Raw genomic sequence first — 24,997 nt, 5'->3', positions numbered from 1 at the left:
GTCCTGGATTTAAGATTGGGGTTGAATAGGTGTGCCTTCTCTGAGTTTGAGAATGCCAGAGGTAACTATGGTTTCGCCGGCTTTCAGTCCGTCAAGAACTTGATAATTTGTGCCTTGAATCTCACCCAGACGGACTAAACGCTGATGTACAACTTGCTGCGGTTTACCGTCTACAGTTGTGTTTTCTGTGACAAACACAAAACTTTGTCCGCCAATGCGAGAAATCGCCACGGTGGGAATTAATATCCCTGGTTGTTGATTCCAAATGATTCGCGCCTGTACATATTGCCCATCGCGCAATTGTCCTTGGGCGTTACGAAAGCGGGCTTTGCTTAATACTGACTGCTGATCAGAACTTACCGTTGGGGAAATATAGTTAATTGCACCTTGACCGATTACTTTCTGGGTGTTGGGATTGAGCAATTCTACAGGTAATCCAATTCGCAGTTGCGGCATTCGATTGGAAGGCACAGAAAGATTCAAATCCAGAGCATCATTTTGAATGATTGTGGTGATTGTTTGTCCGGTGTTGACATAATCTCCAACTTTGACAGGAAATTCACCGACTACACCAGCAATGGGTGAAACTACTCGTTTCTGATTCACATTAACTTGAGCCGCGGCAGTACTGGCTTGAGCTTGGCGGACATTGGCTTGGGCTTGGCGAACGGCTGCACCCGCCGCGGCAACTTCTTTTTCTGCGGCTTGTAAATCTGCGATCGCTGCTTGTAAGTTATTTCTGGCAATATCTAATTCTTGTCTGGCTTGCGCTCCCTGCGTCACTAACTGTTGAGTGCGGTTAAACTGGGTTCTTTGCAGTTGAACATTCGCCGCGACTTTTGTCCGTTGCGCCTCGGCTTGTTGTAGTTGTGCTTGCGCCGTTTTGAATCCAGCTTGAGCAGCATTAGTGGCTGCAATGGAACTAGCAACATTGGCTTGAGTTTGATCTAAACTCAAAGATGCGATCGCTGTTCCCTTTTGTACCCTCTGACCACTAGACACCAAAATTGATTCAATTCGTCCTTGAATTTGCGGCTGTAGTGTGACTTTTTGTTGTGCTTCTAATGCGCCAACAAAATTAGAACTTTCTTGGGTTGTGCTAGTGCCAACTTGCTGAACTTTTACTTGCAATGCCGAGTTTTTCCCACTGGCTGCGGGTGCATTTTGAGCGGGAGCAGCTGAACGTTGAGTGCCAAAATGCGAAAATAAAGTCATTCCGCCAATAGCGACAACGAGACCTACCCCCAAACCTACTAACAAACCTTGCTGTCCTGAAAGCCTTCTCAATGCGGAATTACTAATTTTAGGAGTTTCCATCACCCTACAACTGCCCCAGCAAAATTAATTAAATGTGAATTTGCCAACCATTAATTCTGAAGCCGGAATCTAACTTTCTTTAAATGTGGGCAACAGGATGATCTCTTACCCTATTAATAAGTGCATTCTTGCTCCAAATATATGATTCTTGCGCTGCAATATAAATGAAAAAGTCACAACTATTTCATCTGGACAACACTGAGAAATTACTATAGAACATACGCGTAATTAATTTATCTTTCATTAGTAAGATAGCTGTCGGACTTTAGTTTGATTACTAAAGTTATTGGTGTAGGTAGGTAAGGAGGAACAGAAAACAGGAAATCGCAAACAATTCGGGTTTAAATATACTAATTTTTTCAAAAATCAAATATGACTCCTACATCTGTGATGAAGCAGCATATTTTACTTTTCAAAGAGATAAATGTGTGATAACTCTTATCCTAGTAATTCAGTTAAAGCGGCTGATACATTAAGGCAGATTACTAATCTCAGAACCAGTTGCCCAAAAAGCTTCAACAGCTTGCGAAAACTGACGATTTTGTTCCATCAGCGCCATGTGTCCACCTGGTTGGAGAGTAATTTTTTGAGCATCAGGTAATTCTGCTACCATGCGATCGCTGGCAATAGGTTTAGTTGCTATATCCGCAGCACCACAAACCACTAAAACAGGAATATTAATATTCGCTAATGTCTGGGTTTCATCAAATTTAAACATTGCTAGAGTCCCACGCGCGAGAACACCAGGGGAACCCAATGCTGATAAAAAAGCTGCGAAATTAAGTTGACCGCGTGTTTCCGTCCCTGTAAATCCTGACAGTTCCACACTGATATATAGTAAACCATTGAGATACGAAAGCCACGTCATCAACCAAAAAATCGGAGATAGCAAAATTGTCAGATACAGCAAAGGTTCGAGTAGGGGTTTTTGCAATTTACGTAGCACATTACTAAATATGCAAGTCTTAATTGGATTAGTGTAAGTAGTATCCACTAAGATTAAACTCGCCACCCGTCGTCCTAGCAGATGAGGAAATAGCCGACACAATGTTAAGTTAATCATTCCACCCATGCTGTGTCCTAGCAAAATCACAGGTTTATCCCCAGCAATGCTAATCACAGTTTCTAAATCACGGGCGTATTTTTCTAAAGAGTAATCGTTGTTTTTTGGCCCTGAAGACTTTCCCAACCCTGGTAAGTCCCAAACAATCACGCGAAAGCGATCGCTCAATTGTCGTTTGGCATAGTACCATACCGTACTGTTAGGCCCCCAACCATGTGACATAATAATCGGCTGGCCATCTTCAGGGCCAAAAAACTCAACTTGCAATACACTACCATCTGGTTGCGACAATCGCTTGACGGTTTTACTCCGCATAAATTTAGGTTCGTCAACACCAGAACGACGCAATAAAGGCAAACTGATAAAGCGACCAGCAAAAGACCACAAAACTATTACTAGTCCACTGACTAAATATGGTGTTCCTACTAATTCCCCTTCGTACCACTCATAAAGAATATAAATTCCTGTACCAAATATCCCCATCGATAACAGTTGAACCAACCATACAATCAAAAAATTATGGGGCATGAACAGCATAAGTATCAACCTTTTTAACTGAGTTGTTCTTTAGCTTCATACCATAGTTGCACTCTTTTAATTTTCAACCTCAAGAATGATTTATCCCTATCTTTAAGAGGGAATAAAATTCTGAACTAAAGAATTACTATTGAATATTGGAAAACAAGTTTACTAATTTTACAGCTTTTGCCTGCTTCCTATTTTTTCGCGACAAAAATAATTTACCCAATCAAAGTGAATAAAAAAAAAAGGGAAAGCGGTAACTTTCCCGGAGCTATGAAGTTTCTACTAAACTCCCAGATCTAGTAGTAATAGCTTTTAGCCTTATTTAGTAGCTTTCTCATATTATTAAAGTTATTTTCCTAAAAAGAATCAGACTAAAGTCACAGCTATGCACATGACTTTAGTCATGAATTGAAATTACACAATATTCACAAATATTGCTAAGATGGTCGTGTTTTACAAAAATTAGGAGAAATATTCCTATTGCAGAAATGAGCAAACAAATTTCCTTAATATTGGATTAACGCAGTTATATATGTGTAGATTAATTGGTTATCTTGGTAACAGCATTCGATTAGATGAGTTGTTATATAAACTAGAACATTCTCTTTATCATCAAAGTTATCATCCTTTAGAATTAAAGTCAGGATTTGTTTGTGGAGATGGGGTTGGTGTCGGCTGGTACGATGAAGCAGGTAAACCATTTATTTACCGCAATACTATTCCCCTCTGGAATGATCCGAATCTGCAAGAGTTGAGCCAATATGTAAAATCTACTAGTAGTGTAGGTTACGCTCGTCTAGCCGGAATTGGTGAACCACTTGATATCAGCAACTGTCAACCATTTCGTAGCGAAAAGCTGTTGTTTGTTCACAATGGCGAGATAGTTAACTTTCAGCAAACACTCTATAGACCGATACGTGATAGTCTTGGCGATTCTACATACCATTTAATTAAAGGTCTAACAGACTCAGAACATATCTTCGCTCTGTTTGTAGAAATTTGGCAGTCTTCTGTTGATAGTACTCTGGTTTCATCCCTGGCGATCGCACTCCAAAAGTTAACTGAACTAGCGCAAAAATACGATACCAGTTTTAGCGCCAATATCATTGTCAGCGATGGTCAAACAGTTGTAGCAGTTCGCTACGCCTATGGCACGCAAGCACCTACTCTTTATTGGTATTGTGATGATCTCACTCATCCAAGTCAAGTTATTGTCGCCTCTGAACCTTTATCTCACCAAAATTGGATAGCCTTTCCTGAACAAAGTATGCTATTTGTTCAAGCAGATTCCTTAATCCCAAAAATTAGTTCTTTAGAGAGTTATAGCTAATTTTTTTGGCTATATTTTGGCTCTAGCAATGTCTTAAATATCTTGCATGAATCAGATTATCAACTGTTAAACAAGTTGTCTGTTCCCTGCTATAAGTCCTATATATGTTCCTTTCACTCAAGAGAAGATGCAGATTTACTAGTACAGGTCGGCGTAAATAAACAGACCACACTTCGACTACGCTCAGTGACCATCTGGAATTGTTAAAAGGCTTGTAGTATCACTATTCTTTCTTTTTCCTTTTGCCTTTTGCCTTGTTGTACTAGGTTGCATCTTCTCTGGAAATTTTCAGATTTAGAAAGTGAATGTGGTTCGTACTGTCCCAATCACAATATCATCGTTGCTATTGTTATGGTCTGGTGCCGTTAACCAAATAACTCCAGGCGTAATAGTGATGTTCTCGCTCAGTTTGTATTGGTAGAAACCTTCAATATGCAGCGAAGTATCCGAGTCTGTACCAATAGTATTTCTTAAACCACTGCTGGCACCTGTGACTTTTGGTTCCATCCCCACAATAATGCCCCCAACACTGCCTTCTTTACCTAAATCGGGGAAGGCGAGTGTGACTGCATAGTTCCAAATGTCCAGTTCACCACGAGGAATAGTACCATTATTTGTATCAACATCTGCTAAGGTACGCGTGTTGGTATAGCCAACCCAACCACCAATAGCAAACTTTGGACTAAGTTGGAAGGATGCTTGGAAACCGTAGGAGTTACTGGAAATTGGTAGATTGAGTCCTTCTCCTAAAACATCCGTCAAAGCCGTATTACTGGCTAAAGCAGTGCGTAAGTTAGCACGGTTACTACCAGCGGTTAAGTCAGCATTATAGGAATTAACGTAGGTAAAACCGAGAGTCAAACCTTTAGTCGGTTGAACTGTTAACTGTCCTATAGCACCATAAGCACCGTTAAATAAACCATTTCCAGAGGTAGGATCGTTAGGGCTGCTGGCTAGATAACCTAAACTTAATTCCAATGCGTCGTTGAATTGATGTCTCAGACCAATTCCCGCACCAGCAACAGGATAATAAATTGGGTTACGTGTACCAAAGTTAGACAATGCACCAAAATCACCATCACCGTCAAAAAATGGGTTCACAGTATTGGTAAAATCATCGGCTGCACCAGCGTTGGCTTCTAGGATAACTGTGGTTTTTTCGCCTAGAGGAAAGCTATACAACAGTGCATCGATAGCGACTTCGTTACTATTACCAGAACCGAAATTTTCATTATCTACAAACCGCAAATCTCCTTCTGGTGTGAGGGTAGAAGCGGACAACGCATCTAGGTTGGTGGCTTGCAGTCGAGTTCTTAAAAGGTCTTTACCTGTAAAGCTGGTGTTGAAATCAAGGCGGATTCTATCACCAAATGAAGTTCCTCTGTTGAGGTTCTCTCCATCAGCGCGATCGCCTGCAAAAAAGCTGATTGGTGCAAAAATCGCAGTACCACTGAGTTTGGTTGTGGTGGAAAACTGATTAGCTTCTAACTCACTGGTGCGGGCTTCTAAAGCATCGACACGACCTCGTAATGTGGCTAGTTCTGCGGCAAATTCTTCTTGCAGTTTTTGTAATTTGGCTAAATCTTCTTTGGTGACTAAATCGGCTGTGGCGGTAGCTAGTAGTTCGTTGACTCTATCCAAACAAGCATTTAAACCCGCAGCAAACTCATAACGTGTGAGTGCGCGATTACCACGATATGTACTATTTGGATAACCAGCAATACAACCATAACGCTCTACTAGTGATTGCAACGCTTGGAATGCCCAGTCTGTTGGTTGTACGTCCGACAATTGCGACACAGAGGTAACTTGCGCCATTGTCTGTTCTTGATGGGAATTCTCAAGTGTTCTAGCTGGAGTAACAATAACTAAGTCCTGATTTTTCTCATCTGATGTGGTTGATATTTCACCAGCTAAAGTATTACTACTGATTGATATTATGCTGCTAAAAACTGCTGGAATAGCCAGCCAATAATGTAATTGTTTGTGCATTTACTCTCACACTCTTTTACCATCGGTAGCGCTTAAAACTGCGCTTTGTTGAATAACACTTTTAAAAAGTATTCTCAAAATATTATCAGTAGTGAGTAACTCTTTTAACAAAGAAAGTCAAGAAATATTTATTTTCTTAAGTAATTAGGCAGTAAATAACAACACAAATTAAGAAAAATTGCTGTAGCTGCCAACACAAAAATTTTCCGCGATTCATTGCATGAGAATGAGAATTATTATAATATTGATTTTTAGAATAAGTATCATTGTTATAGTGGCAAAAATCAAACAAGCGTCCTTTTCTCCAAGAAAGCTGATGACTAGGACTGATAAAAGACAACCCAGCGGTATTTTGTCGTTAATTTATTTGCTCACATTGCTAGTGAGTATTGGCGGCTGTACCCAAGCAAATACTAATCAAACCACCAGTATAGAGAATTCACCACAGACGCAAGAGGCTTCCCCACCATCAGTTAAAACCAAGGTAGTAACAACCTTTTTACCTATTTATTTGTTGACTAAGGCTGTGGCTGGTGATGCAGCTGATGTAGAAATTTTAGTGTCACCAGGTACAGAGGTACATGAATATCAAGCAACACCAGATAATGTAAAAGCGATCGCCACAGCTAATATATTAGTTAAAAATGGTTTTGGCTTAGAAAAATTTCTGGAAAATACAGTCAAAAATGCCCAGAATACTAAATTAGTTGAAATTGATGCCAGCAAAGGCATTAAACCATTAAACGAAATTTCTCCAGTGGAAACCACCACAAAAGCAGAAAAAGACCATGACCACGCCACCGGTAATCCTCATGTTTGGTTAGATCCAGTATTAGCAAAACAACAGGTAATTAATATTCGAGATGGATTAATTGCTGCTGACCCAGAAAATACAGCCACGTACACAACTAATGCTGCGGCTTACATCCAAGAATTAGAAAAGTTAAATGGTGAATTTCAACAAGCCTTACAGAAAAAAACTAATTGTACTTTTGTGACTTTTCATGATGCCTATCCATATTTAGCCCAACGTTATAATCTTAAACAACTTGCTGTAGTCCAAATTCCCGAAGATCAATTGTCACCAACAGAGATCCAAACAGTGGTGAATACAGTCAAAAAATACAAAGTGAAAGCTTTGTTTAGTGAACCAGGCGTAGATAATAAATTACTCAAAAGTCTTTCACAAGATTTGAAATTAAATTTACAGACTCTTGATTCTTTAGAAAAAGGTGATAAAGACCCACAATACTATTTCAAAGCTATGAGAATGAATTTGCAAACTCTAGAAACAGCTTGTCCATAAGCTAAAGATTTAATCATATTTTTGGACTGGATAAATCACTGATAATTTTTATAATTTTAAATTTATGACATTACCTATTTTAAAAGTAGACGGATTAACTGTATATCAAGGAAATTATTTAGCGATTCGAGATGTTTCCTTTGAATTATTCCCTGGCACAGATACTGCCATTGTGGGGCCAAATGGTGCGGGTAAAAGTACTTTAGTCAAAGCAATTTTAAATTTAGTTCCACATACTGCTGGAGCAGTCGAAATATTTGGTTATCCAATTACCAAACTTGGAAATTTACGCCACGGCTTGGGCTATATGCCACAAAATTTTATTTTCGATCGCAGTTTTCCTATTTCTGTGGGTGAATTGATTGGCCTAGGATGGACTAATGAAGCTAAACAGCAAAAAGCCAAAGCGACAAATTCGTTATTCTCGCGAATATGGAAACAAAATCGGGAAAAAACAGCAGCAGTCATAGAAGCACTACGACGTACTGGGGTTTATCATCTGCGAAATCAACCGATAGGAACTCTCAGTGGTGGTCAACTAAAGCGAGTATTACTAGCTTATTGTTTAGTCATGCCTCGGAAACTTTTGGTATTAGACGAAGCCTTTGCTGGGGTTGATATGCAAGGTGCTGCTGATTTTTATGTTTTATTAAATGAGTTGAAGCAAGAAGAAGGTTGGACGATATTGCAGGTTTCCCATGATATTGATATGGTCAGTCGTCATTGCGATCGCGTTCTTTGTCTCAACCAAACAGTGGTTTGTACTGGTCAGCCGGAATTTGCTTTATCACCAGAAAACCTTTTAGCAACCTATGGCCCCGGCTTCAGCCGTTATCACCATCATCATAATTAAAATTACTATTTTATTCAGGTTCGTCTAAGTGTTCAGCCACTACTTGATAAAGATGCAGAATATGATTGTCGTGGAGGCGATAAAATACATTACGGCCTTGCTTGCGATAGTTGACTAAACGCATCGCCCGTAAGTTTCGGAGTTGATGAGAAACAGCCGATTCACTCATCTCTAATGAGGCGGCTAAATCACTCACACACAATTCTTTTTGCGCCAAAAAAGAGAGAATGCGAAGACGATTAGCATCTCCTAAAAAGCTGAAAAATTCAGCCATACGTTGGGCTTTTTCAATATTGAGAAATTCCTCGTTGAGTGGTGATAAAATATAACTACCGAGGTTTGATATTGAGTTTGGCTGAACCATTTTTGTAATTTAAAACTTAAACATAAATAAATTGTTAAGCTAAATATATTATATTTTTCTTTGATACAGAATCTCAGATTGCTAAATCTTTCTCAATAGTTAATTTCTCTATCTTTAACTGTGTAATTTATTCTGTAACCACGCCACGGCACTATCAACATCTGGAACTTTTTCGCCTGCTGGTATATCTGGACGCTTGACCATAACAACCTGAACACCCAGTTCTCGCGCGGCAATAATTTTGGCGTAAGTTGCATCACCACCACTATTTTTACTCACGATGGTATCAATGTTGTGCTGAATTAGAATTTGCCTTTCATTTTCTAAAACAAAAGGGCCGCGATCGCACAATATCATTCCCGGTGGTACTAAGGCATCTTTTCCCGGAGGGTCAATCATTCGCATCAAAAACCAAATATCCTGGAGATGTGCAAAGGTGCTAAGTTCTTGTCTACCAACAGTTAAGAATACTCTTTTTGCTTGATTTTTTAAGATATCTGCGGCGGCGCTATTACTCTCAACTTCAATCCAGCGATCGCCTGTCACTTTTTCCCAAGCCGGACGAATTAACATCAATCGGGGTATCTCAACTTCCTTCGCCGCCGCCGCCGCATTGTAGGATATTTGATTGGCGAAGGGATGGGTAGCGTCAATTAGGATATCAATTTTCATTTGACGCAGATATTCCACAAGTCCCTCTACACCACCAAAACCACCAATTCGCACCTCTCCAGACGGAAGTAATGGTTCACGGGTGCGGCCAGCGAAAGATGCGATCGCTTCGATTCCATCGATAGTTGCAATTCTCGCACTTAGTTCCGCCGCTTCGCCAGTTCCACCCAAAATTAAAACACGTTTATAATTAGTACTCAACACTTGACTACAAGGGTGGAATTTTGGCTAGAATACCTCGTTTCAATGGTTCGGGTCGTTCTGACCAAGGCAATAATCCGTTAGTTTTAGCGTAGTACTGACTAGCACATTCCAGGACAGCCGCCGCACTATCATCAACATTTAAATCACCAAACAGATAAGTTAACTTACCTTTAGCGCCAAAGGCGACAACGCAAGAACGGTTACAAGCACTCATACATTCAACAGCTTGGATCGGAAATTCATCTCGCAAATCCCAATCTTGTGCTAGTTGTTGAATCTGGTGCAGTAGTTTTTGACCGCCACTTTCACCTACACGCTTACCATCTTGCCAAACGCTGGCACAGGTTTGGCAAACAAATAAAGTATGAGTATGAGAAGCGATCGCTGAAGAATCAGTTTGAATAATAGTATGGGCAGCAGTCATCCGTACCTCGCAGATGTTTTGGAATTATGAGTATACTTCGGTGGGCATCCTGACTTGGAAAATTTTTCCTTCACAGTTGCGGGACAGCGCCGGATTTTCACCGAACTTTCCCCGTTACCTTTGGTGGCTGATCCTCACCAAAACCGAATAGTCTATCCATCATACCATCTGTACTCTTAGTCGAATCTCAACCTATCGAACAATATCCCCGACTTTTTGAAGAAGCCGGGGATATAAAACCATAGGGTTTTCACACATTCGCTAAAATTGTTGTGTATTACAGCCGTAGCCACAGGTAGTTAGGACTTTAACTCTGTAACCTATCACCTGTAACCTGTCCCCTCTCCCCTACTGTAATTAACGCAAAAAAGTCTTTTGTAACGATGACAGTTGTGTCTCAACTGCACTTAAATAAATTTGATCTTGCAAAAATTGATCTGAAAGTTTGTTAGCCTTAATAGCAGCTTTCACTAAATCTTCCGCATTCAGACTACCTCTTTGGTACTGAAATATCAGAGTGCTACCGCTAGGAATGCCTTGTGATTGGAGATTACCTTGATAAGCAAGATAAACAAGATTAAAAGGTTGAATGCCACGAGAGCGAATAACACTACTGGGTGACATATAAGAGTTAATGGCTGTAGTAATTACTTGTCCATGTGTTGTAATATTAGTCACTTCAAGATTCGGAATTGTTTTGTCAGTAACGGGTTGCGCTGATGCAATTCCTGCGGAAAAAATTATAGAAGCAACGGTAAGAAAGGAAGCTGTTAAAGGGGAAAGTTTCATAGGTTTATACTTCCGTTAGATTTAAAAGTTAGACTAAATACCCACTAGTACTAAAATTTTTTGTATAACTTCAGGCTGGCTGTACTTAAATCACTCAGTCTTGTGATGATTGTGGAATATAACTACAGTCTGTATTTACTGATTCCCGAAAAATATAATAAAAATTTATTTAATTTAAATGTTGGCAAAAAATCTTATTCTGAAGTGTTTTCGTCCTATTGGCTAAAATCAGCGATCGCTTGATCCAGGCTGTGATACTATGCGATCGCCTAGGCAAAGATTAGGAAGTTAATATCCGCTGTTGTAAAGCTAATTCCAAGCGATCGCCGGGTTTAGGTTCTAACACCTGAGTAGTAAGATTATGCTTCTGGAGTGAAGTACGCAAATCTTCAGCCGTACCCACAGCCTTTAAAAAGTTTACCATCATCCCTTCATAGGTTGTATCTGCCGTTGCTGCTGTAGGTAGTATGAATTGGGGTTCCAACCATTGAGAGACTTCTAAGACACTGCTTGTCCCGCGAATAATTGCCCCAACTAACGGCAATGCCAAATCAACGGTTGGCGTAATTATGACATCAACAGGTGCAAATTGTTTTAGTTGTGGCGAATGATATCCATGCGGCTCGTAGTAGAGTGTGAAACTAGTTGCTAATTCTTTCAACAGATAACTATTTTCCACAACAGTAGGGCCAATGGGAGAACCAGGCAAAGCCCTAATTTCTATTTGATGATTAAAAGTGAAAGTTTCACCATGATCTAGACAGGTGACAGAAGTGTAACCTAGCTCCTGAACCACTTTGGTAGCATTAGGAGAAGCCACAACCGGAATTTTATGATCAAGTTGCTTTAATGTTGGCAGATGTGCATGGTCTGGCAAACCTTGAGACAGCAATATTAAGTCAATATCTTCAGAAATTAATCGTTCTTGCTTGAGAGAACCTTTAAACAGCCAATCTAAGCCAAAACTTAACGAACCAACTAGCCAAGGGTCAACTAATATCCGTTGACCAGAAATTTCTATTAGCCAACTATTGTTGTCTAACCAAGTTAAGTACATAATCAACCCAAAGTAACACCTGCCTTTATTATTACCAGGACTTATCCACAAAGGTTGTCTGTGAAGAATGGGTGTAAGGATGTGAGGGTTTTGAACACCTACACCCCTTCACCCTACTCCCTTTTTTAAGGCAGGATAAAGCCGTATTTTTTAAGTACAGCCTTAGCTGAACTGCTAGATAAAAATTGTGTAAACTCCTTAGCTGCACTGGCATTCTTACTACGTTTGAGAACAGCCATTGGATAAACTATCGCGGAGTGGTATTTTTCGTCAGCCGCCACAACTACTTTTACCTTGTCAGAAATTTTGGCATCAGTCGCATAAACTAACCCTGCATCAGCATTGCCACTTTCTACAGCCGCTAAAACTTGACGTACGTTGTTGGCATAAACCAGTTTAGATGTTATTGCCGTCCAAATATTTAACTTTTGTAAAACTTGCTGCGCGTATTGACCAGCCGGAACGCTTCTGGGTTCACCAATAGCGATGCGCTTGATTTTAGATTCTTTGAGATTGTAAAGGCTGGTAATGCCTGTAACATTTTTGGGTACAACTAAAACAAGGCGATTTTTAGCCAAAACTGAACGACTACCAGGAAGCAACAGCCCTTTTTGTTCTAAAGCGTCTACTTGCTTTTTACCCGCTGAAATAAAAATATCTGCTGGTGCGCCTTGTTCAATTTGTTGTTGCAATGCTCCTGAAGCCCCAAAGTTATAATTGATATTGACATTGGGTTTATTTTGTTGATAGAGAGGTTTAATTTCTTCTAGTGCTTCTTTTAAACTAGCAGCAGCAGAAACAAGTAAAGTAGTACTCGACTGTGCTGTGACAACAGAAGGTACAATTAATGTTGAGCAAACAGCAAGTAACAAACTAGCCAGTGCTGTGCCAAGAAAGGCAAGAATTTGTCTTCTTTTCATAGAAAAATGGTGTAGCAATAGATTCTTCTGCAATTTGATGGCGCTTGGTAGGATCATACCGAGCGTCATTCCAGTCTTTACCAACTGAATTGGTAACATTATGCCAAGAAAAGAACAAGGATGGATCACATTTCAAACATCGGAAGAGGAGCGGAAAATTCTCGAAGAGTTTTGCCAGGACTCCCAACGCACCAAAACCGAGATTCTGAGGGAACTAGTGCGTGGTCTGAATAAGCCCCAAGTATTACAAGCCTCTATACCAACCAAACAGCCACATTCAGAAAATTATGAAACACCTGTGCAGGAAATTAGTATTCCAAGGAAGGCTTTAAAAGTTAGTTCCCGGAATATTCTCAAGGGTGTGGTTAAAAAAGTTGTGACTGGAGCCGTTAATTGTGAGGTAACACTCGAAATTGTTCACAAAGTTGAGTTAACCTCAATGATTACTAGAACATCTGTAGAAGATTTGGGGCTAGTGGAGGGAGAAGAAGCCTATGCTGTAATTAAATCTAACGATATTGTGATTGCTAAAGAATAAGAACAATTAAGTAGAATGGCGTAAATATTTTAAATATTTGTAGTTGGGATCAGGCAAGGAGGCAAAAGGCAAGTCTCTAGCCTCTTTCCCTCTCCTCTATCAATATGTAGTTGACTCAACCAAAAAATGCTGTGTCAGGTTGAGACTCCGTTAAGTTGCCGCACGGGAATTTGGATGATAAACTTAGTTCCCTGTCCTACAGTGGAATGAAATTCAATCTTACCACCAAGTTTTTCGGTGACAATCTGATAGCTAATCGACAAACCTAATCCAGTACCTTTACCAACAGATTTGGTGGTGAAAAAAGGATCGAAGAGTTTAGAGCGAATACATTCTGCAATACCAACTCCGTTATCGGCGATCGCAATTTGCACCCAGTCAGAATCAATCATGGAGGCGCGGATCGGAATCTGGTTAGATTTGACCTGTCCCCTGCGATAAAATTGCCAAAATCAAAAGGCTCAAGCGCTAACACTTGAGCCTTTACTACATTAGTTAACTGAGATGAATCAACAACCCCAAAACTATGCTTTTTGTTTGTTTAACTTAGTAACGGTTACGGCCGCCGCCACCATAGCCACCGCCACCACCGTTTCCTCTGTTACCACCGCCACCACCAAAGGAGCCACGATCTTCTCTAGGCTTGGCTTTGTTAACTTTGAGGTCACGTCCCATCCATTCAGCACCATCAAGTGCATCAATAGCTGCGGTCTCTTCCGCATCGCTACTCATCTCTACAAAGGCAAAGCCACGTAGACGACCTGTTTCACGGTCGGTAGGGATCTGAATGCGCTTTACAGAACCATATTCTGCAAAAACATTGTTCAGAGCATCTTGTGTAACTTCATAAGAGAGGTTACCTACGTAAATTGACATAAATTTAATCCGAAATCACAAGTTTGCAGAGATTTAGATTTCGGGGAGAAGTCTGTAAATACCAAAAGGAAAAAGCCTATCAATACTAAAAACAAACGCTATCGCCGAATTAACTCTCACACCTCATCATTACACAAAATCCCTATTTTTAGAAAAAAATAAAATAATTGTAATATAAAGATATGTAAACTAGCGATCGCTTCCACCGAACCCAGCCTTTGACAACTTGATAAATGTAACGACTTGTAAACGCGGATAGATTCTCCATTTGACTGGAGAGTTTACGATCATAATTGTTATTCCAGTTATTGACTATTAACGGGATGTATCAAGTAGAACAAAAGTAGTTCCTTTAGATCAAAAAAGGAGGAACAATATGTTAAGCAAATCAACAATTTATGGACTGGTAGGTATACTCGCAGGTAGTGCCATTACAGCTTTATCCATCAACTACACTAGCAGAGCCGCACAACAGCGTCCGTTACAATCTCCACCTTGCAGTACAACCAGCACTGTAACACACAAGATGGCTGCGACACACCAAGTAGATCAGCATTTCATTGAAATGATGATTCCCCACCATCAGGGAGCAGTAGAGATGGCAGATCTAGCTTTGCAAAAGGCGCAACATCCTGAACTTAAAAAGCTGGCGACTGCGATTAAAGCCGACCAGACAAAAGAAATTGACCAAATGAAAGCTTGGTACAAACAATGGTACGGCGCTGAAGTTCCGGCAACTTCAAAAAATGCTATGGCAATGCATCATGATAGAAGCCAAAATATGCCGGGAATGTCCATGCACTCAGGAATGATGAGTATGGAGATGAATTTAGAGCCATTAAAAAATGCCTCTGACTTTGACAAGGAATTTATCCGCCAGATGATTCCGCACCACGAATCAGCAGTAATGATGGCCAAGATGGTAGCGAATAATGCCACCCATCCTGAAATTCGCAACTTAGCTGAAGCTATCATTAAATCCCAAACTGCGGAAATTCAACAGATGCAGCAATGGTATCAAGCTTGGTCTAAATAGTTTTATCATTCAAATTCTAAACCTATGACACTTACACTCACAGTTCCCAACATGGCTTGTTCTGCTTGTGCAAACAATATTACCAATGCAGTGAAAACAGTTGATGATAGTGCGATCGTTCAAGCAGATCCTAAAACTAAACTTGTTAGTGTGGAAACTCAAGCTTCTGAGCAAAAAATTAAGGATGCTTTAGCTGAAGCTGGCTATCCCGCGGCCTAATTCTTAATCAGAAACTAATAGACTTATTTGAGAATTTAGAGTAAGGGTTAAAGGATGAATTTCCTTTAGCCCTTATGTTTATGAAATGCTAACTTTCCCTATTAGTTATTAAATCAAAGTATCTGAAAATAGATGAGTATTTTCCGTTGTCTCCCTTTTGCAACTGCTGATAATAATTAGATTTCATCTAACACAAGCTTATATTAGTCAGCAAAAAAATTAACAGCTTATTTATCTGTATATAAAAAATATTCCTTAATTAATTGCGTAACTGTCTTTGCCAGTACTAAAAATAACCGTTTTTGTGGGATTAGCATGATATTCCTAAAGGAACCGCTTCACTTCTAGTGAACCTTGAATATGAATGTTAACTCGCAGAATTTTATTTCGATGCGTAAACCTAAAACTTTTAATAACCCAGAGCATTTTATTGAGGGCTGGTATTGGGTAATCCCATCTCAAAATCTGCGAATAGGTGAGGTAAAAGCTGTTACTATTTTAGGGAGAAACTTAGTAGTTTATCGTGGTCAAGATAAACGGGTAGTTATTTGTGATGCTTACTGTCCCCACATGGGCGCTCACCTTGCTGAAGGCAAAGTAGAAGGTAACGAATTACGCTGCTTTTTTCATAATTGGAAATTTGATAGTCAAGGAATATGTGTAGAAATTCCTTGTTTATATGAGCCATTACCTCTTAAATTAAAGACTTGGCCGACAGAAGAAAAGTACGGCATGATCTGGATTTGGACAGGGGAAACGACACAACAACCACTACCATTTATTCTAGATTTAGACCAAGATGAGTTTGATGTTACCTTTGGTTTTCACTTTTTCAAAAACTGTCATCCTAATATAGTGATGATCAATGCAATTGATGCTCAACATTTTAATACAATTCACAAATTACCATTTGAAATTATTTTTGATAAAGAGGAATACAGTCCAAATGCAATTATTTTCCGTAACACCACAGATGTTCGGGGAGATTATAGCTTTAAAAAACTGATTCGGACGATATCCAAAAGGTCGATTACTTACAATATTTGTTATTGGTATGGTAGTACATCTATCGTGACACTGGGGTTTGATTTTTTTAGTTTCCATATTATGTTTGCCCTGCGTCTTATAGAAGGTGGTAAAACGGAAGGGCGAACTATTTTAATGATGAAAAAACGTAAAAAATTTTTAGGGAAGTTATTTAATCAATTTGTGCTGTGGATACTCAAGCTTTTTGGGCAAAATTTTGTTAAGGGTGACAACAAAATTTTTAAGACAATGCGGTTTAATTTCAAAACTCCGATTAAAGCGGATCAGTCTATTATGCAACTAATCAACCATGTTGAAAAACAAAAACCACTGACATGGGGAACTTGGCAGTTAGTGCGATCGCGCGAAGTTGAACCTAAAGAAAGCCCCAAGAAATGGCGTGATGATTTAGTTAATGATTAAACGGCACTAAAGAGTAAAAAGTTACATCTGACTTTTTACTCTTTCTTTATATATAGGAATATGACTTGATTATTAAAATTACTTGTGCGCTGCGCGAAGCGCGATAAGTAGGGAACAGGGAAAGAAGTAATAGAGGTGTACTGAGTTGTGTTGTTAAGAATTCAGCACCCAGGAGTCAGAATTTAGAAGTATCTATATGATTAGCAAATTAATTCATCAAATCTTTCTCCTGATTCTTTCAACCTTCTGACTCCTGAATACTTACAATAATTAATACTTCATACTTTAAATTATGTCTGAATTAGAAAGAGTTATCGTTCGCCCAGTAGATGAGTACAACCAAAAATTAGTGTCTCATGTACATCCTGCTAATTGGGTAAATCCCCAGCCTGCTGATTATTACGACTTAGTAGTTATTGGTGCAGGAACGGCGGGATTAGTCGTGGCGGCTGGGGCGGCTGGTTTAGATTTGGGTTTGAAAGTTGCATTAATCGAAAAGCATCTCATGGGCGGAGATTGCTTGAATGTGGGTTGTGTACCATCGAAATGTATTATTCGTTCTTCGCGGGTAATTGGGGAAATTTGGAACGCCAAAAATCTGGGGATTAATATTCCCAAACAACAAGTTGAAATTGATTTTCCCGCAGTTATGGCGCGGATGCGGCGGGTAAGGGCGGGGATTAGCCATCATGATTCGGCGGAACGCTTTAAAAATATTGGTGTTGATGTTTTCTTAGATAATGGGAAGTTTGCCAGCAACAATACTGTAGAAGTTGGCGGAAAAACTCTCCGGTTTAAAAAAGCAGTCATCGCTACAGGTGCAAGGGCGGTACGTCCCGCGATTCCGGGAATTGAAAATGTCGGTTATTTGACTAACGAAACAGTTTTTTCTCTGACTCAGCGCCCAGATAAATTAGCGGTGATTGGTGGGGGGCCAATTGGTTGTGAATTGGCGCAAACATTTCAACGTTTGGGTTGTGAAGTCACGCTGTTACATCGCGGTTCTCATCTATTAAATAAAGAAGATGCTGACGCGGCAGAAATTGTCCAAAATGTCTTAATTCAAGAAGGCATTCGTGTAGTATTGAATTGTCAATTGGAAGAAGTAGTTGCTGTTACCGAAGGCAAAAGACTTTACTTTTCTACCAACGGTTACAGAGATTCGGTGACAGTGGATGAAATTTTAGTAGGTGCGGGACGATCGCCGAATGTCGAAGGTTTGAATTTAGAAGGGGTTGGGGTAAAGTATGATACCCGGCGCGGTGTGCAGGTAAATGATTATCTGCAAACAACAAATCCCAAGATTTATGCGGCTGGGGATATCTGTATGGACTGGAAATTTACCCATGCGGCTGATGCAGCAGCGCGGATTGTGATTAAGAATACGCTGTTTTCTCCCTTTGGGTTAGGACGTGCCAAACTCAGCAGTTTAATTATGCCGTGGGTGACATACACATCCCCAGAAATTGCCCATGTGGGAATGTATGAACATGAAGCGCAGAAAAAAGGCATGGAGATAGGGACAATCAAAATTCCTTTTAGTAGTGTAGACCGAGCGATCGCTGATGGTGAAGAAGATGGATTTCTCAAAATCCTCCACAAAAAAGGCTCTGATGAAATTCTCGGTGCTACGATTGTGGCCAGCCATGCAGGCGAGATGATTTCCGAAGTTACAACTGCGATCGTGAATAAAATAGGCTTGAGTAAATTAAGCAGTGTGATTCATCCTTACCCCACCCAAGCTGAAGCAATTAAAAAAGCCGCCGATGCTTACCGTCGCACTCTCTTGACTGCTAATACCAAACGCCTTCTCGGATTTTTGACCAAGCTTTCATAAAAGAGTTCGATAATTTTCGAGTACAGAAGCTCAAGTTTGCTGTTCAAAGGGTAAAAGTTGAGCCTTTGAGGGTAAAGTTTCAGCCTTTTTGCTTGAACGTTGAGGTTCAGAGGGTGAAAGTTGAGCCTTTGAGGGTAAAGTTTCAGCCTTTTTGCTCGAACGTTGAGGTTCAGAGGGTAAAAGTTGAGCCTTTGAGGGTAAAGTTTCAGCCTTTTTGCTCGAACGTTGAGGTTCAGAGGGTAAAAGTTGAGCCTTTGAGGATAAAGTTTCAGCCTTTTTGCTTGAATGTTGAGGTTCAGAGGGTGAAAGTTGAGCCTTTGAGGTGGAAGTGTCGATGAATTTTCTGTGTTGGGTGTTGTAGGATGTTGGATTTTCTCCTGCCTCGGAATTCATTCCGAGGCTCATAGCTCAAGTCATCTCAACAAGATGACTCAACGAGAAATACATTCCAGTCCACGCTTTGTGGACTTTGGCTATGAGCCAGGAACTTTAGTTCTAGGCGGGATGTGGTTGAACATAAAAATTTTTGACTTGTGTGTATACGGTAGCCTTGACAAAGGGATTTAGGGGGATCAGATCACTTGTGTGTACACCGTATGCAGGGAAGAGGTAGCCTGCGGGAAGCAAACTAGGGAGAGGAATTTTGAAAATCCGTCTATTTGCCGTGTTTATAGAGTGAAATCAGATAAAAATAACCTCAAAGTAAAAAAAAATACACTATTTAAGGTTTCATATTCCCACATTGTTTCATAGACTAGGGGCAGCAACCTTATTCAAAACTGGCTGAGGAAAGTGGAAATTGACTGAGACGAACAACTTGAACTCTTCCTTTCAGGATGTGTCCCGGAGAGAATTGCGAGATTTAGTGAGGACTCAACTGCAAATGCTGTTAGAAGCAGCAGATTTGCAAGCCGCAAAAGCAATTCTTGTACCTGTACAGCCTGCGGACATTGCTGAAGCGATTGAAGGTTTACCCGAAGCGATGCACGCTTTGGCTTTTCGGTTGCTTTCTAAAGATGAGGCGATCGAAGTTTATGAATATCTCGACTATAGCGTGCAAGAACGACTAATTGAGGAATTAAGAAGTCAGGAAGTCCGCGATATTGTTGATCAAATGTCTTCGGATGACAGAGCTAGGTTATTTGATGAATTACCTGCAAAAGTTGTCAACCGTTTACTAGAACAATTAAGTCCTACAGAACGTCAAGCTACAGCTTTGCTGTTGGGTTATGAACCTAATACGGCCGGGCGAATTATGACACTAGAGTTTATTTCCCTGAAAGAAAACATTACAGTTTCTCAGGCTCTAGAACGAATTCGCCGCTTGGCTAATGCCAGTGAAATAATTTACTATCTCTACGTTACTGACGTTGAAAGACGGTTGACGGGAATTGTCTCTTTGCGAGATTTAGTGACATCTCAGCCGGAACAAATTATTGGCGAAATTATGACCCGTGATGTTGTGTTTGTTCGCACAGATACAGACCAAGAAGAAGTAGCGAGGATAATTCAAAGATATGACTTTTTGGCTGTGCCTGTAGTAGATAAACAACAGCTTTTAGTCGGTATTGTTACGGTTGATGACATCATTGATATCTTAGAAGAAGAAACCACCAAAGATATTTACGCTTTAGGTGGTGGGGTGCAATCGAGTGGCGATAATTATTTCCAGATGAATTTAATGGAAGTAGCTCGCAAACGAGTGCTATGGTTATTTGTTTTATTAATAACTAATACTGTTACAGGCACAATTATTAAATCGCAAGAAGATATTTTAACCAAAGTAGTCACACTGACAGCATTTATTCCTTTATTAACCGGGACTGGTGGTAACGTCGGCGCTCAATCTTCTACAGTTGTGATTCGCGGGATGAATACTGACGAAATCCGTTCTCTTGGCCCCTTGCAAGTAATTGGCAGAGAAGCGATCGCCGGTTTATTATTAGGCGGTATGTTGGGGATAGTCGCCACCGTCTGGGCTTACTTTTTGCAAGGAAGCATTGAAGTTGCGATCGCTGTTGGTACTAGTTTGGTGGCGATTTCAATTTTAGCTTCCGTCTCTGGTTCAGCCTTGCCATTTTTATTTCGGCTGTTGCGTTTAGACCCAGCTTTGATGTCAGCACCATTTATTACTACCGCCGTCGATGTGTTAGGCGTTTTAATTTATTTTAATTTGGCACGGGTAATTTTAAAATTATGACAAATGACAACCTTAACTGATAAGCTAAAACACATCTAATTTACAGATTAAATTTTATAAATCTCTTGTGGGATGAGCATCTTGCCCGCCCAAATAATACAAATTAAATGCCGATTAGCTTGCAATACAATTTTTTTATTGATATATGCGGTTAGATAACTATACTCTTGATACTTATACACCAGGCGCACCCTTATGGAAACAAGTTTTGTGGTATTTTCTGGGTTCTCCTTTAGTGCAGAATCGTTGGTTAACTGTTTCCAGCTTCAAAGTTCGGTTACTCCGCAGTTTTGGCGCACAGATTGGTGAAAACGTCCGCATCAAACCAGGAGTGCGTGTGAAGTTTCCCTGGCGACTAACTGTAGGTGATCATGTTTGGATTGGCGAAGACGCTTGGATTGATAACCTAGCGACTGTAACCATCGAAAATCATGTGTGCATATCTCAAGGTGTGTATCTCTGCACAGGCAACCATGACTGGAGTCATCCTGATTTTAAATTAATTACTGCCCCAATCCACATTCAAGAAAGTAGCTGGATTGCTGCAAAATCAGTAATTGGGCCAGGAGTTACCGTTGGTAAGGGTGCAGTATTGACCTTGGGCGGAGTGACAGGACGTTCTTTAGACACAATGACAATTTATGCCGGGAATCCCGCCCAACCAATCAAGCAGCGTAAAATGTAATCTTTACCAAGCCCCATTGGTGCGGGTGTAGGAGTGTAAGGAAATAACAGCCCCATCCTATGGTACAACCTGGACTTACGTCTCGCTACACTAAAGTCCAACACCTGAACCCCCTATATCCTTATACCCCTACACCCCTTTTCTTTAACTACTTAACCTCAAACCCCCGCAAACCTTCGAGTTCTTCATACTCAGTCACCACCTCTTGCACTATAGCCGCAGGTGGGCCAGCATGACACCAACGAATCATTTCCTCAACAACCTCCCGCGCCCCTTCAAATACTGCTTCTACCCGACTATCAGGCAGATTTCGTACCCAACCAGTTAAGCCCAACTGGCTGGCGGTATCGACAGTTGCATAACGATAGCCCACTCCTTGAACTCGGCCAGAAATTAAGACATGGGCGCGAATTATTTTTGGCAGTTGTGTGGAATCTTGCATAAACTGGACAATTCTTTACGATTTCCAGTCTACCTGTTATGTGAATCTAGGACAAAATTTTAATTGCCCTCTCAAATTTTGGCAGATAAGTTTTTTAGGCAATATAGCTGCTTTAAGAGTAGCTAAAGATAATGATAAATTATTGTTTATGTGTCGCCATATTTTGGCAGATGCCTGCATCCCTAATTACAGATTACCATCTATCAATCTGCTAATTTTAAATTTTGAATTCTGCCTTACTTATGTCTAATTTACCACCTTTGAATACAGATACAATTTGGGAAATCATCAAGGATAAAATTGATGATGCTACAGTCAATCAGTTAGTCTGGCACTACTTGGGATATCGCTATAACTCCACAACTGACAAATGGGATAATCACGAAGTTCTACCAGAATGGCGAGATGAATACCCAGAACCACCAAACTTTCTCGATAGTCGTCCTGCAACCATGAAGTTAACACGTTCTATCCCCAAAGAATACAAGCAAGGACTTAAAGAAAAGCTAGGTTTTAAAGGTTACAAAATTGGAGAATTTACCCCCAGGGAAACACGCAGAGCAACAGCCGCTAACTGGTTGTTAAGTTATTGGCAACAACAGCATCCTGAATAATAGTTATTGATGAATGTTGAGATAGCAATTCTATTGGATTTTTAAACTATAGGTAGGTGGGCATTTTCCCTAAAACTCTCAATCAACCTAAGAATATATTAGTCAATGCCCACCTTACATAACACCTAAGTTTTTTTGAATCAAATATGAGTATTATTATTTATACTTTATATATAAACTCAATAAAATTAATTTTCTAAAATATATCAACTGATGGTAGATAGTTGATTCTAAACAGATATTCAGTATTTATCGGAATCAAATCGCCAAAAACACCCATTTAGATATTAGCGAGTCTCTCCATAGATAGAGGACGGGATTATTTAATTACTTCCCTAGACCGATTTGCAAATTGATTAATAATTACGAAAATATTGATATTCGCTTTATATAATTGCATCATTTTTATGGCTAATCCCATTGAATTTACTTTATTTGCACCTTATAACAAAGGCGCTGCGTTAATAGGTTCTTTTTCTGATTGGCAAGAAATTCCAATGGAAAAAGGTCAAGATGGTCATTTTCGGACAACAATTGAATTAGAAGATGGTGTTTATCAATATAAATTTCGCGTTCAGTCAAAATCATGGTTTGTTGAAGCAGATCAGTGGGTAGAGGTGACAGATCCATATGCAACTGATATTGACGAATTAAGCGGTCAAGATAATAGTATAATTCGGATTAAAGATGGACAAAAAATTGTTGATACTTATGTTTGGCATCATGATGATAAATCTTTACCAGCAGACCATGAGTTAGTTATTTATGAATTACACGTTGGGGATTTTTCTGGTGGTGAAGATGACCCTTATGCCAGAGGTAAATATAAACACGTTATTGAAAAGTTAGATTATTTATGTGAGTTAGGAATTAATGCTATTGAGTTACTGCCAGTTAAAGAATATCCTGGTGATTATAGTTGGGGTTATAACCCACGTTATTTTTTCGCAACTGAATCGAGTTATGGTTCTACAGAAGGTTTAAAGCAACTAATAGACGAATGCCATAACCGAGGTATTCGGGTAATTATGGACGGGATTTATAATCACTCGGAAGCCTCTAGTCCTTTAACTCAAATAGACCATGATTATTGGTATCATCATGCGCCCCGTGACCCAGATAATAGTTGGGGGCCAGAGTTTAACTATGAGTTCTATGATGAAAATTTAGAAACTTATCCAGCACGCAAATTTATTGGTGATACAGTTCGTTTTTGGGTGGAAGAATATCATATAGATGGGATTCGCTATGATGCAGCCAGACAAATAGCAAATTACGATTTTATGCACTGGATAGTCCAAGAAGCGAAAAAAACTGCCGGTGCTAAACCTTTTTATAATATTGCTGAACACATCCCTGAAACTACAAGTATTACTAATATTGACGGGCCAATGGATGGTTGTTGGCATGATAGTTTTATGCATACAATCACAGCACATCTATTTGGGGAAACTTTTGATTTAGAAAACCTCAAAGATGTTATTGATCCTAAACGTCAAGGCTTTATGGGTGCGACTAATGTCGTGAATTATCTCAGCAACCACGACCATAATCGGGTGATAGTTGAGTTAGGAAATCGGAATATTTTTGATGAGGAAGCTTTTAGACGCATCAAATTAGGTGTCGCTATTTTGATGACAGCTGTTGGTGTACCGTTAGTATGGATGGGACAAGAGTTTGGTGAATACAAACCTAAAACACCAGAATCATCAAAAATTGATTGGACACTACTCGGTAATGATTTAAATCGGAGTTTATTTGATTACTACAAAGGCTTGATTCATTTACGGAAAAATAGCCACGCCTTGTACACCGAAAATATTGATTTTATCCACGAAAACGCCGAAGCTAAGGTATTTGCTTATAGCCGTTGGAATGATGAGGGTTCCCGTGTAGTTGTAGTAGCCAATTTTTCGGAAAACTTTTTAGGTGGCTATCACGTTCCTAACTTTCCTTGTGGCGGTACTTGGCATGAGTGGACTGCCAATTATGATGTCGAGGCTGGCGATGATGGGATTATAACTGATATCGGCCCTTATGAAGCCAAGGTATTCGTTTGGCAATAACAGGATTCTCTGACATTGAGTTAGGCGTATCATAACGCAGTCAAAGGGGCGACATTTGCCCCTTTTTTATTAATGTTTAGATGATGAGCGATCGCCAGCAATTCTTCTCCTCCACAAGTACAATTAAACTATCAATAGACTCAGCAATAAAGTCTGTTTAAATAAAAATCCATGAATCGATTGTTGTGTTTTTGACCTAAAATGTGTATATTACTTTTC

At 39.8% G+C, this 24,997-nt stretch carries 26 protein-coding genes and 1 riboswitch; of the genes, 13 read left to right on the top strand and 13 right to left on the bottom strand.

All coding sequences use genetic code 11. The features are described 5' to 3' along the window. Nucleotides 1–9 precede the first annotated feature (9 nt). Both IQ244_RS07935 and IQ244_RS07930 read right to left on the bottom strand, forming a co-directional pair. On the bottom strand, nucleotides 10–1,317 hold the full coding sequence (locus tag IQ244_RS07935; RefSeq protein WP_228058800.1) for an efflux RND transporter periplasmic adaptor subunit: 1,308 nt from the start codon (nucleotides 1,315–1,317) through the stop codon (nucleotides 10–12). Between the two features lie 472 nt (nucleotides 1,318–1,789). Continuing rightward, entirely contained in the window at nucleotides 1,790–2,908 is a 1,119-nt protein-coding gene (locus IQ244_RS07930) for an alpha/beta fold hydrolase (protein WP_228058799.1), read from the bottom strand. A gap of 529 nt (nucleotides 2,909–3,437) precedes the next feature. On the opposite strand from IQ244_RS07930, the gene egtC reads away from it, so the two are divergent. Beyond that, on the top strand, nucleotides 3,438–4,235 hold the full coding sequence (gene egtC, locus IQ244_RS07925; RefSeq protein ID WP_193891738.1) for an ergothioneine biosynthesis protein EgtC: 798 nt from the start codon (nucleotides 3,438–3,440) through the stop codon (nucleotides 4,233–4,235). A gap of 294 nt (nucleotides 4,236–4,529) precedes the next feature. Here egtC and IQ244_RS07920 read toward each other — a convergent pair whose 3' ends face one another. Beyond that, the gene (locus tag IQ244_RS07920) at nucleotides 4,530–6,227 is read right to left on the bottom strand and encodes an iron uptake porin (protein ID WP_193891736.1); all 1,698 of its coding nucleotides are present in this window, start codon (nucleotides 6,225–6,227) and stop codon (nucleotides 4,530–4,532) included. A gap of 316 nt (nucleotides 6,228–6,543) precedes the next feature. Here IQ244_RS07920 and IQ244_RS07915 point away from each other — a divergent pair, with 316 nt between their 5' ends. Then, nucleotides 6,544–7,533 (top strand): metal ABC transporter solute-binding protein, Zn/Mn family, encoded by a 990-nt coding sequence (locus IQ244_RS07915; RefSeq protein ID WP_193891728.1) that lies wholly within the window; start codon nucleotides 6,544–6,546, stop codon nucleotides 7,531–7,533. Nucleotides 7,534–7,597: 64 nt separating this feature from the next. After that, the gene (locus IQ244_RS07910) at nucleotides 7,598–8,386 is read left to right on the top strand and encodes a metal ABC transporter ATP-binding protein (protein WP_193891712.1); all 789 of its coding nucleotides are present in this window, start codon (nucleotides 7,598–7,600) and stop codon (nucleotides 8,384–8,386) included. Nucleotides 8,387–8,396: 10 nt separating this feature from the next. Here IQ244_RS07910 and IQ244_RS07905 read toward each other — a convergent pair whose 3' ends face one another. The 6 genes from IQ244_RS07905 to modA form a co-directional block, all read right to left on the bottom strand. Next, nucleotides 8,397–8,660: an ArsR/SmtB family transcription factor gene (locus tag IQ244_RS07905; RefSeq protein ID WP_228058813.1), complete on the bottom strand. Its 264-nt coding sequence runs from the start codon at nucleotides 8,658–8,660 to the stop codon at nucleotides 8,397–8,399. Between the two features lie 204 nt (nucleotides 8,661–8,864). Continuing rightward, nucleotides 8,865–9,626: a cobalt-precorrin-6A reductase gene (locus IQ244_RS07900; RefSeq protein WP_193891706.1), complete on the bottom strand. Its 762-nt coding sequence runs from the start codon at nucleotides 9,624–9,626 to the stop codon at nucleotides 8,865–8,867. 4 nt (nucleotides 9,627–9,630) lie between these two features. Then, complete coding sequence (locus tag IQ244_RS07895; protein WP_193891703.1) at nucleotides 9,631–10,050, bottom strand: DUF1636 domain-containing protein; 420 nt, start codon at nucleotides 10,048–10,050, stop codon at nucleotides 9,631–9,633. 21 nt (nucleotides 10,051–10,071) lie between these two features. Further along, nucleotides 10,072–10,213: riboswitch (cobalamin riboswitch) on the bottom strand. Between the two features lie 194 nt (nucleotides 10,214–10,407). Then, nucleotides 10,408–10,839: a hypothetical protein gene (locus tag IQ244_RS07890; RefSeq protein ID WP_193891700.1), complete on the bottom strand. Its 432-nt coding sequence runs from the start codon at nucleotides 10,837–10,839 to the stop codon at nucleotides 10,408–10,410. Between the two features lie 280 nt (nucleotides 10,840–11,119). After that, nucleotides 11,120–11,896 (bottom strand): MBL fold metallo-hydrolase, encoded by a 777-nt coding sequence (locus IQ244_RS07885; protein ID WP_193891697.1) that lies wholly within the window; start codon nucleotides 11,894–11,896, stop codon nucleotides 11,120–11,122. Between the two features lie 125 nt (nucleotides 11,897–12,021). Further along, nucleotides 12,022–12,816, bottom strand: a complete 795-nt coding sequence (gene modA, locus IQ244_RS07880) for a molybdate ABC transporter substrate-binding protein (RefSeq protein ID WP_193891694.1) — start codon at nucleotides 12,814–12,816, stop codon at nucleotides 12,022–12,024. A gap of 100 nt (nucleotides 12,817–12,916) precedes the next feature. On the opposite strand from modA, the gene IQ244_RS07875 reads away from it, so the two are divergent. Further along, the gene (locus tag IQ244_RS07875) at nucleotides 12,917–13,354 is read left to right on the top strand and encodes a TOBE domain-containing protein (RefSeq protein ID WP_193891690.1); all 438 of its coding nucleotides are present in this window, start codon (nucleotides 12,917–12,919) and stop codon (nucleotides 13,352–13,354) included. 134 nt (nucleotides 13,355–13,488) lie between these two features. Here the strand turns inward: IQ244_RS07875 and IQ244_RS07870 are convergent, their stop codons facing one another. Both IQ244_RS07870 and IQ244_RS07865 read right to left on the bottom strand, forming a co-directional pair. After that, on the bottom strand, nucleotides 13,489–13,764 hold the full coding sequence (locus IQ244_RS07870; RefSeq protein ID WP_322746038.1) for a HAMP domain-containing sensor histidine kinase: 276 nt from the start codon (nucleotides 13,762–13,764) through the stop codon (nucleotides 13,489–13,491). A gap of 136 nt (nucleotides 13,765–13,900) precedes the next feature. Continuing rightward, nucleotides 13,901–14,230: an RNA recognition motif domain-containing protein gene (locus tag IQ244_RS07865; RefSeq protein WP_193891685.1), complete on the bottom strand. Its 330-nt coding sequence runs from the start codon at nucleotides 14,228–14,230 to the stop codon at nucleotides 13,901–13,903. Between the two features lie 376 nt (nucleotides 14,231–14,606). Here IQ244_RS07865 and IQ244_RS07860 point away from each other — a divergent pair, with 376 nt between their 5' ends. From IQ244_RS07860 to IQ244_RS07845, 4 genes are all read left to right on the top strand, one after another. Next, nucleotides 14,607–15,266: a DUF305 domain-containing protein gene (locus IQ244_RS07860; RefSeq protein WP_193891682.1), complete on the top strand. Its 660-nt coding sequence runs from the start codon at nucleotides 14,607–14,609 to the stop codon at nucleotides 15,264–15,266. Between the two features lie 24 nt (nucleotides 15,267–15,290). Continuing rightward, nucleotides 15,291–15,485 (top strand): heavy-metal-associated domain-containing protein, encoded by a 195-nt coding sequence (locus IQ244_RS07855; RefSeq protein ID WP_193891679.1) that lies wholly within the window; start codon nucleotides 15,291–15,293, stop codon nucleotides 15,483–15,485. A 360-nt stretch (nucleotides 15,486–15,845) separates the two neighbouring features. Then, entirely contained in the window at nucleotides 15,846–16,934 is a 1,089-nt protein-coding gene (locus tag IQ244_RS07850) for an aromatic ring-hydroxylating oxygenase subunit alpha (RefSeq protein ID WP_193891677.1), read from the top strand. Between the two features lie 292 nt (nucleotides 16,935–17,226). Next, nucleotides 17,227–18,771 (top strand): mercuric reductase, encoded by a 1,545-nt coding sequence (locus IQ244_RS07845; RefSeq protein ID WP_193891674.1) that lies wholly within the window; start codon nucleotides 17,227–17,229, stop codon nucleotides 18,769–18,771. Nucleotides 18,772–18,801: 30 nt separating this feature from the next. Here IQ244_RS07845 and IQ244_RS07840 read toward each other — a convergent pair whose 3' ends face one another. Next, the gene (locus IQ244_RS07840) at nucleotides 18,802–19,164 is read right to left on the bottom strand and encodes a hypothetical protein (RefSeq protein ID WP_193891671.1); all 363 of its coding nucleotides are present in this window, start codon (nucleotides 19,162–19,164) and stop codon (nucleotides 18,802–18,804) included. 33 nt (nucleotides 19,165–19,197) lie between these two features. Between IQ244_RS07840 and IQ244_RS07835 the strand changes: the two genes are divergently transcribed. From IQ244_RS07835 to IQ244_RS07825, 3 genes are all read left to right on the top strand, one after another. Continuing rightward, a complete protein-coding gene (locus IQ244_RS07835; protein WP_193891667.1) occupies nucleotides 19,198–19,338 on the top strand; it encodes a hypothetical protein in 141 nt (46 codons plus the stop codon). Between the two features lie 232 nt (nucleotides 19,339–19,570). Then, nucleotides 19,571–20,971: a magnesium transporter gene (gene mgtE, locus IQ244_RS07830; protein WP_193891664.1), complete on the top strand. Its 1,401-nt coding sequence runs from the start codon at nucleotides 19,571–19,573 to the stop codon at nucleotides 20,969–20,971. A 145-nt stretch (nucleotides 20,972–21,116) separates the two neighbouring features. Continuing rightward, entirely contained in the window at nucleotides 21,117–21,656 is a 540-nt protein-coding gene (locus IQ244_RS07825; protein ID WP_193891661.1) for a WcaF family extracellular polysaccharide biosynthesis acetyltransferase, read from the top strand. A gap of 148 nt (nucleotides 21,657–21,804) precedes the next feature. Here the strand turns inward: IQ244_RS07825 and IQ244_RS07820 are convergent, their stop codons facing one another. After that, nucleotides 21,805–22,098, bottom strand: a complete 294-nt coding sequence (locus IQ244_RS07820) for an acylphosphatase (RefSeq protein WP_193891658.1) — start codon at nucleotides 22,096–22,098, stop codon at nucleotides 21,805–21,807. Nucleotides 22,099–22,340: 242 nt separating this feature from the next. On the opposite strand from IQ244_RS07820, the gene IQ244_RS07815 reads away from it, so the two are divergent. After that, a complete protein-coding gene (locus tag IQ244_RS07815; protein ID WP_193891655.1) occupies nucleotides 22,341–22,712 on the top strand; it encodes a DUF1823 family protein in 372 nt (123 codons plus the stop codon). A gap of 407 nt (nucleotides 22,713–23,119) precedes the next feature. Beyond that, nucleotides 23,120–24,778, top strand: a complete 1,659-nt coding sequence (locus IQ244_RS07810; protein WP_193891652.1) for an alpha-amylase family glycosyl hydrolase — start codon at nucleotides 23,120–23,122, stop codon at nucleotides 24,776–24,778. Nucleotides 24,779–24,997: the final 219 nt, after the last annotated feature.

Origin of the sequence: Nostoc sp. LEGE 06077 (assembly GCF_015207705.1) — a bacterium.
Taxonomy (GTDB): Bacteria; Cyanobacteriota; Cyanobacteriia; order Cyanobacteriales; family Nostocaceae; genus Nostoc_B.
Note: the sequence above shows the minus strand (reverse complement) of the source record. Positions and strands in the feature narration are given on the sequence as shown.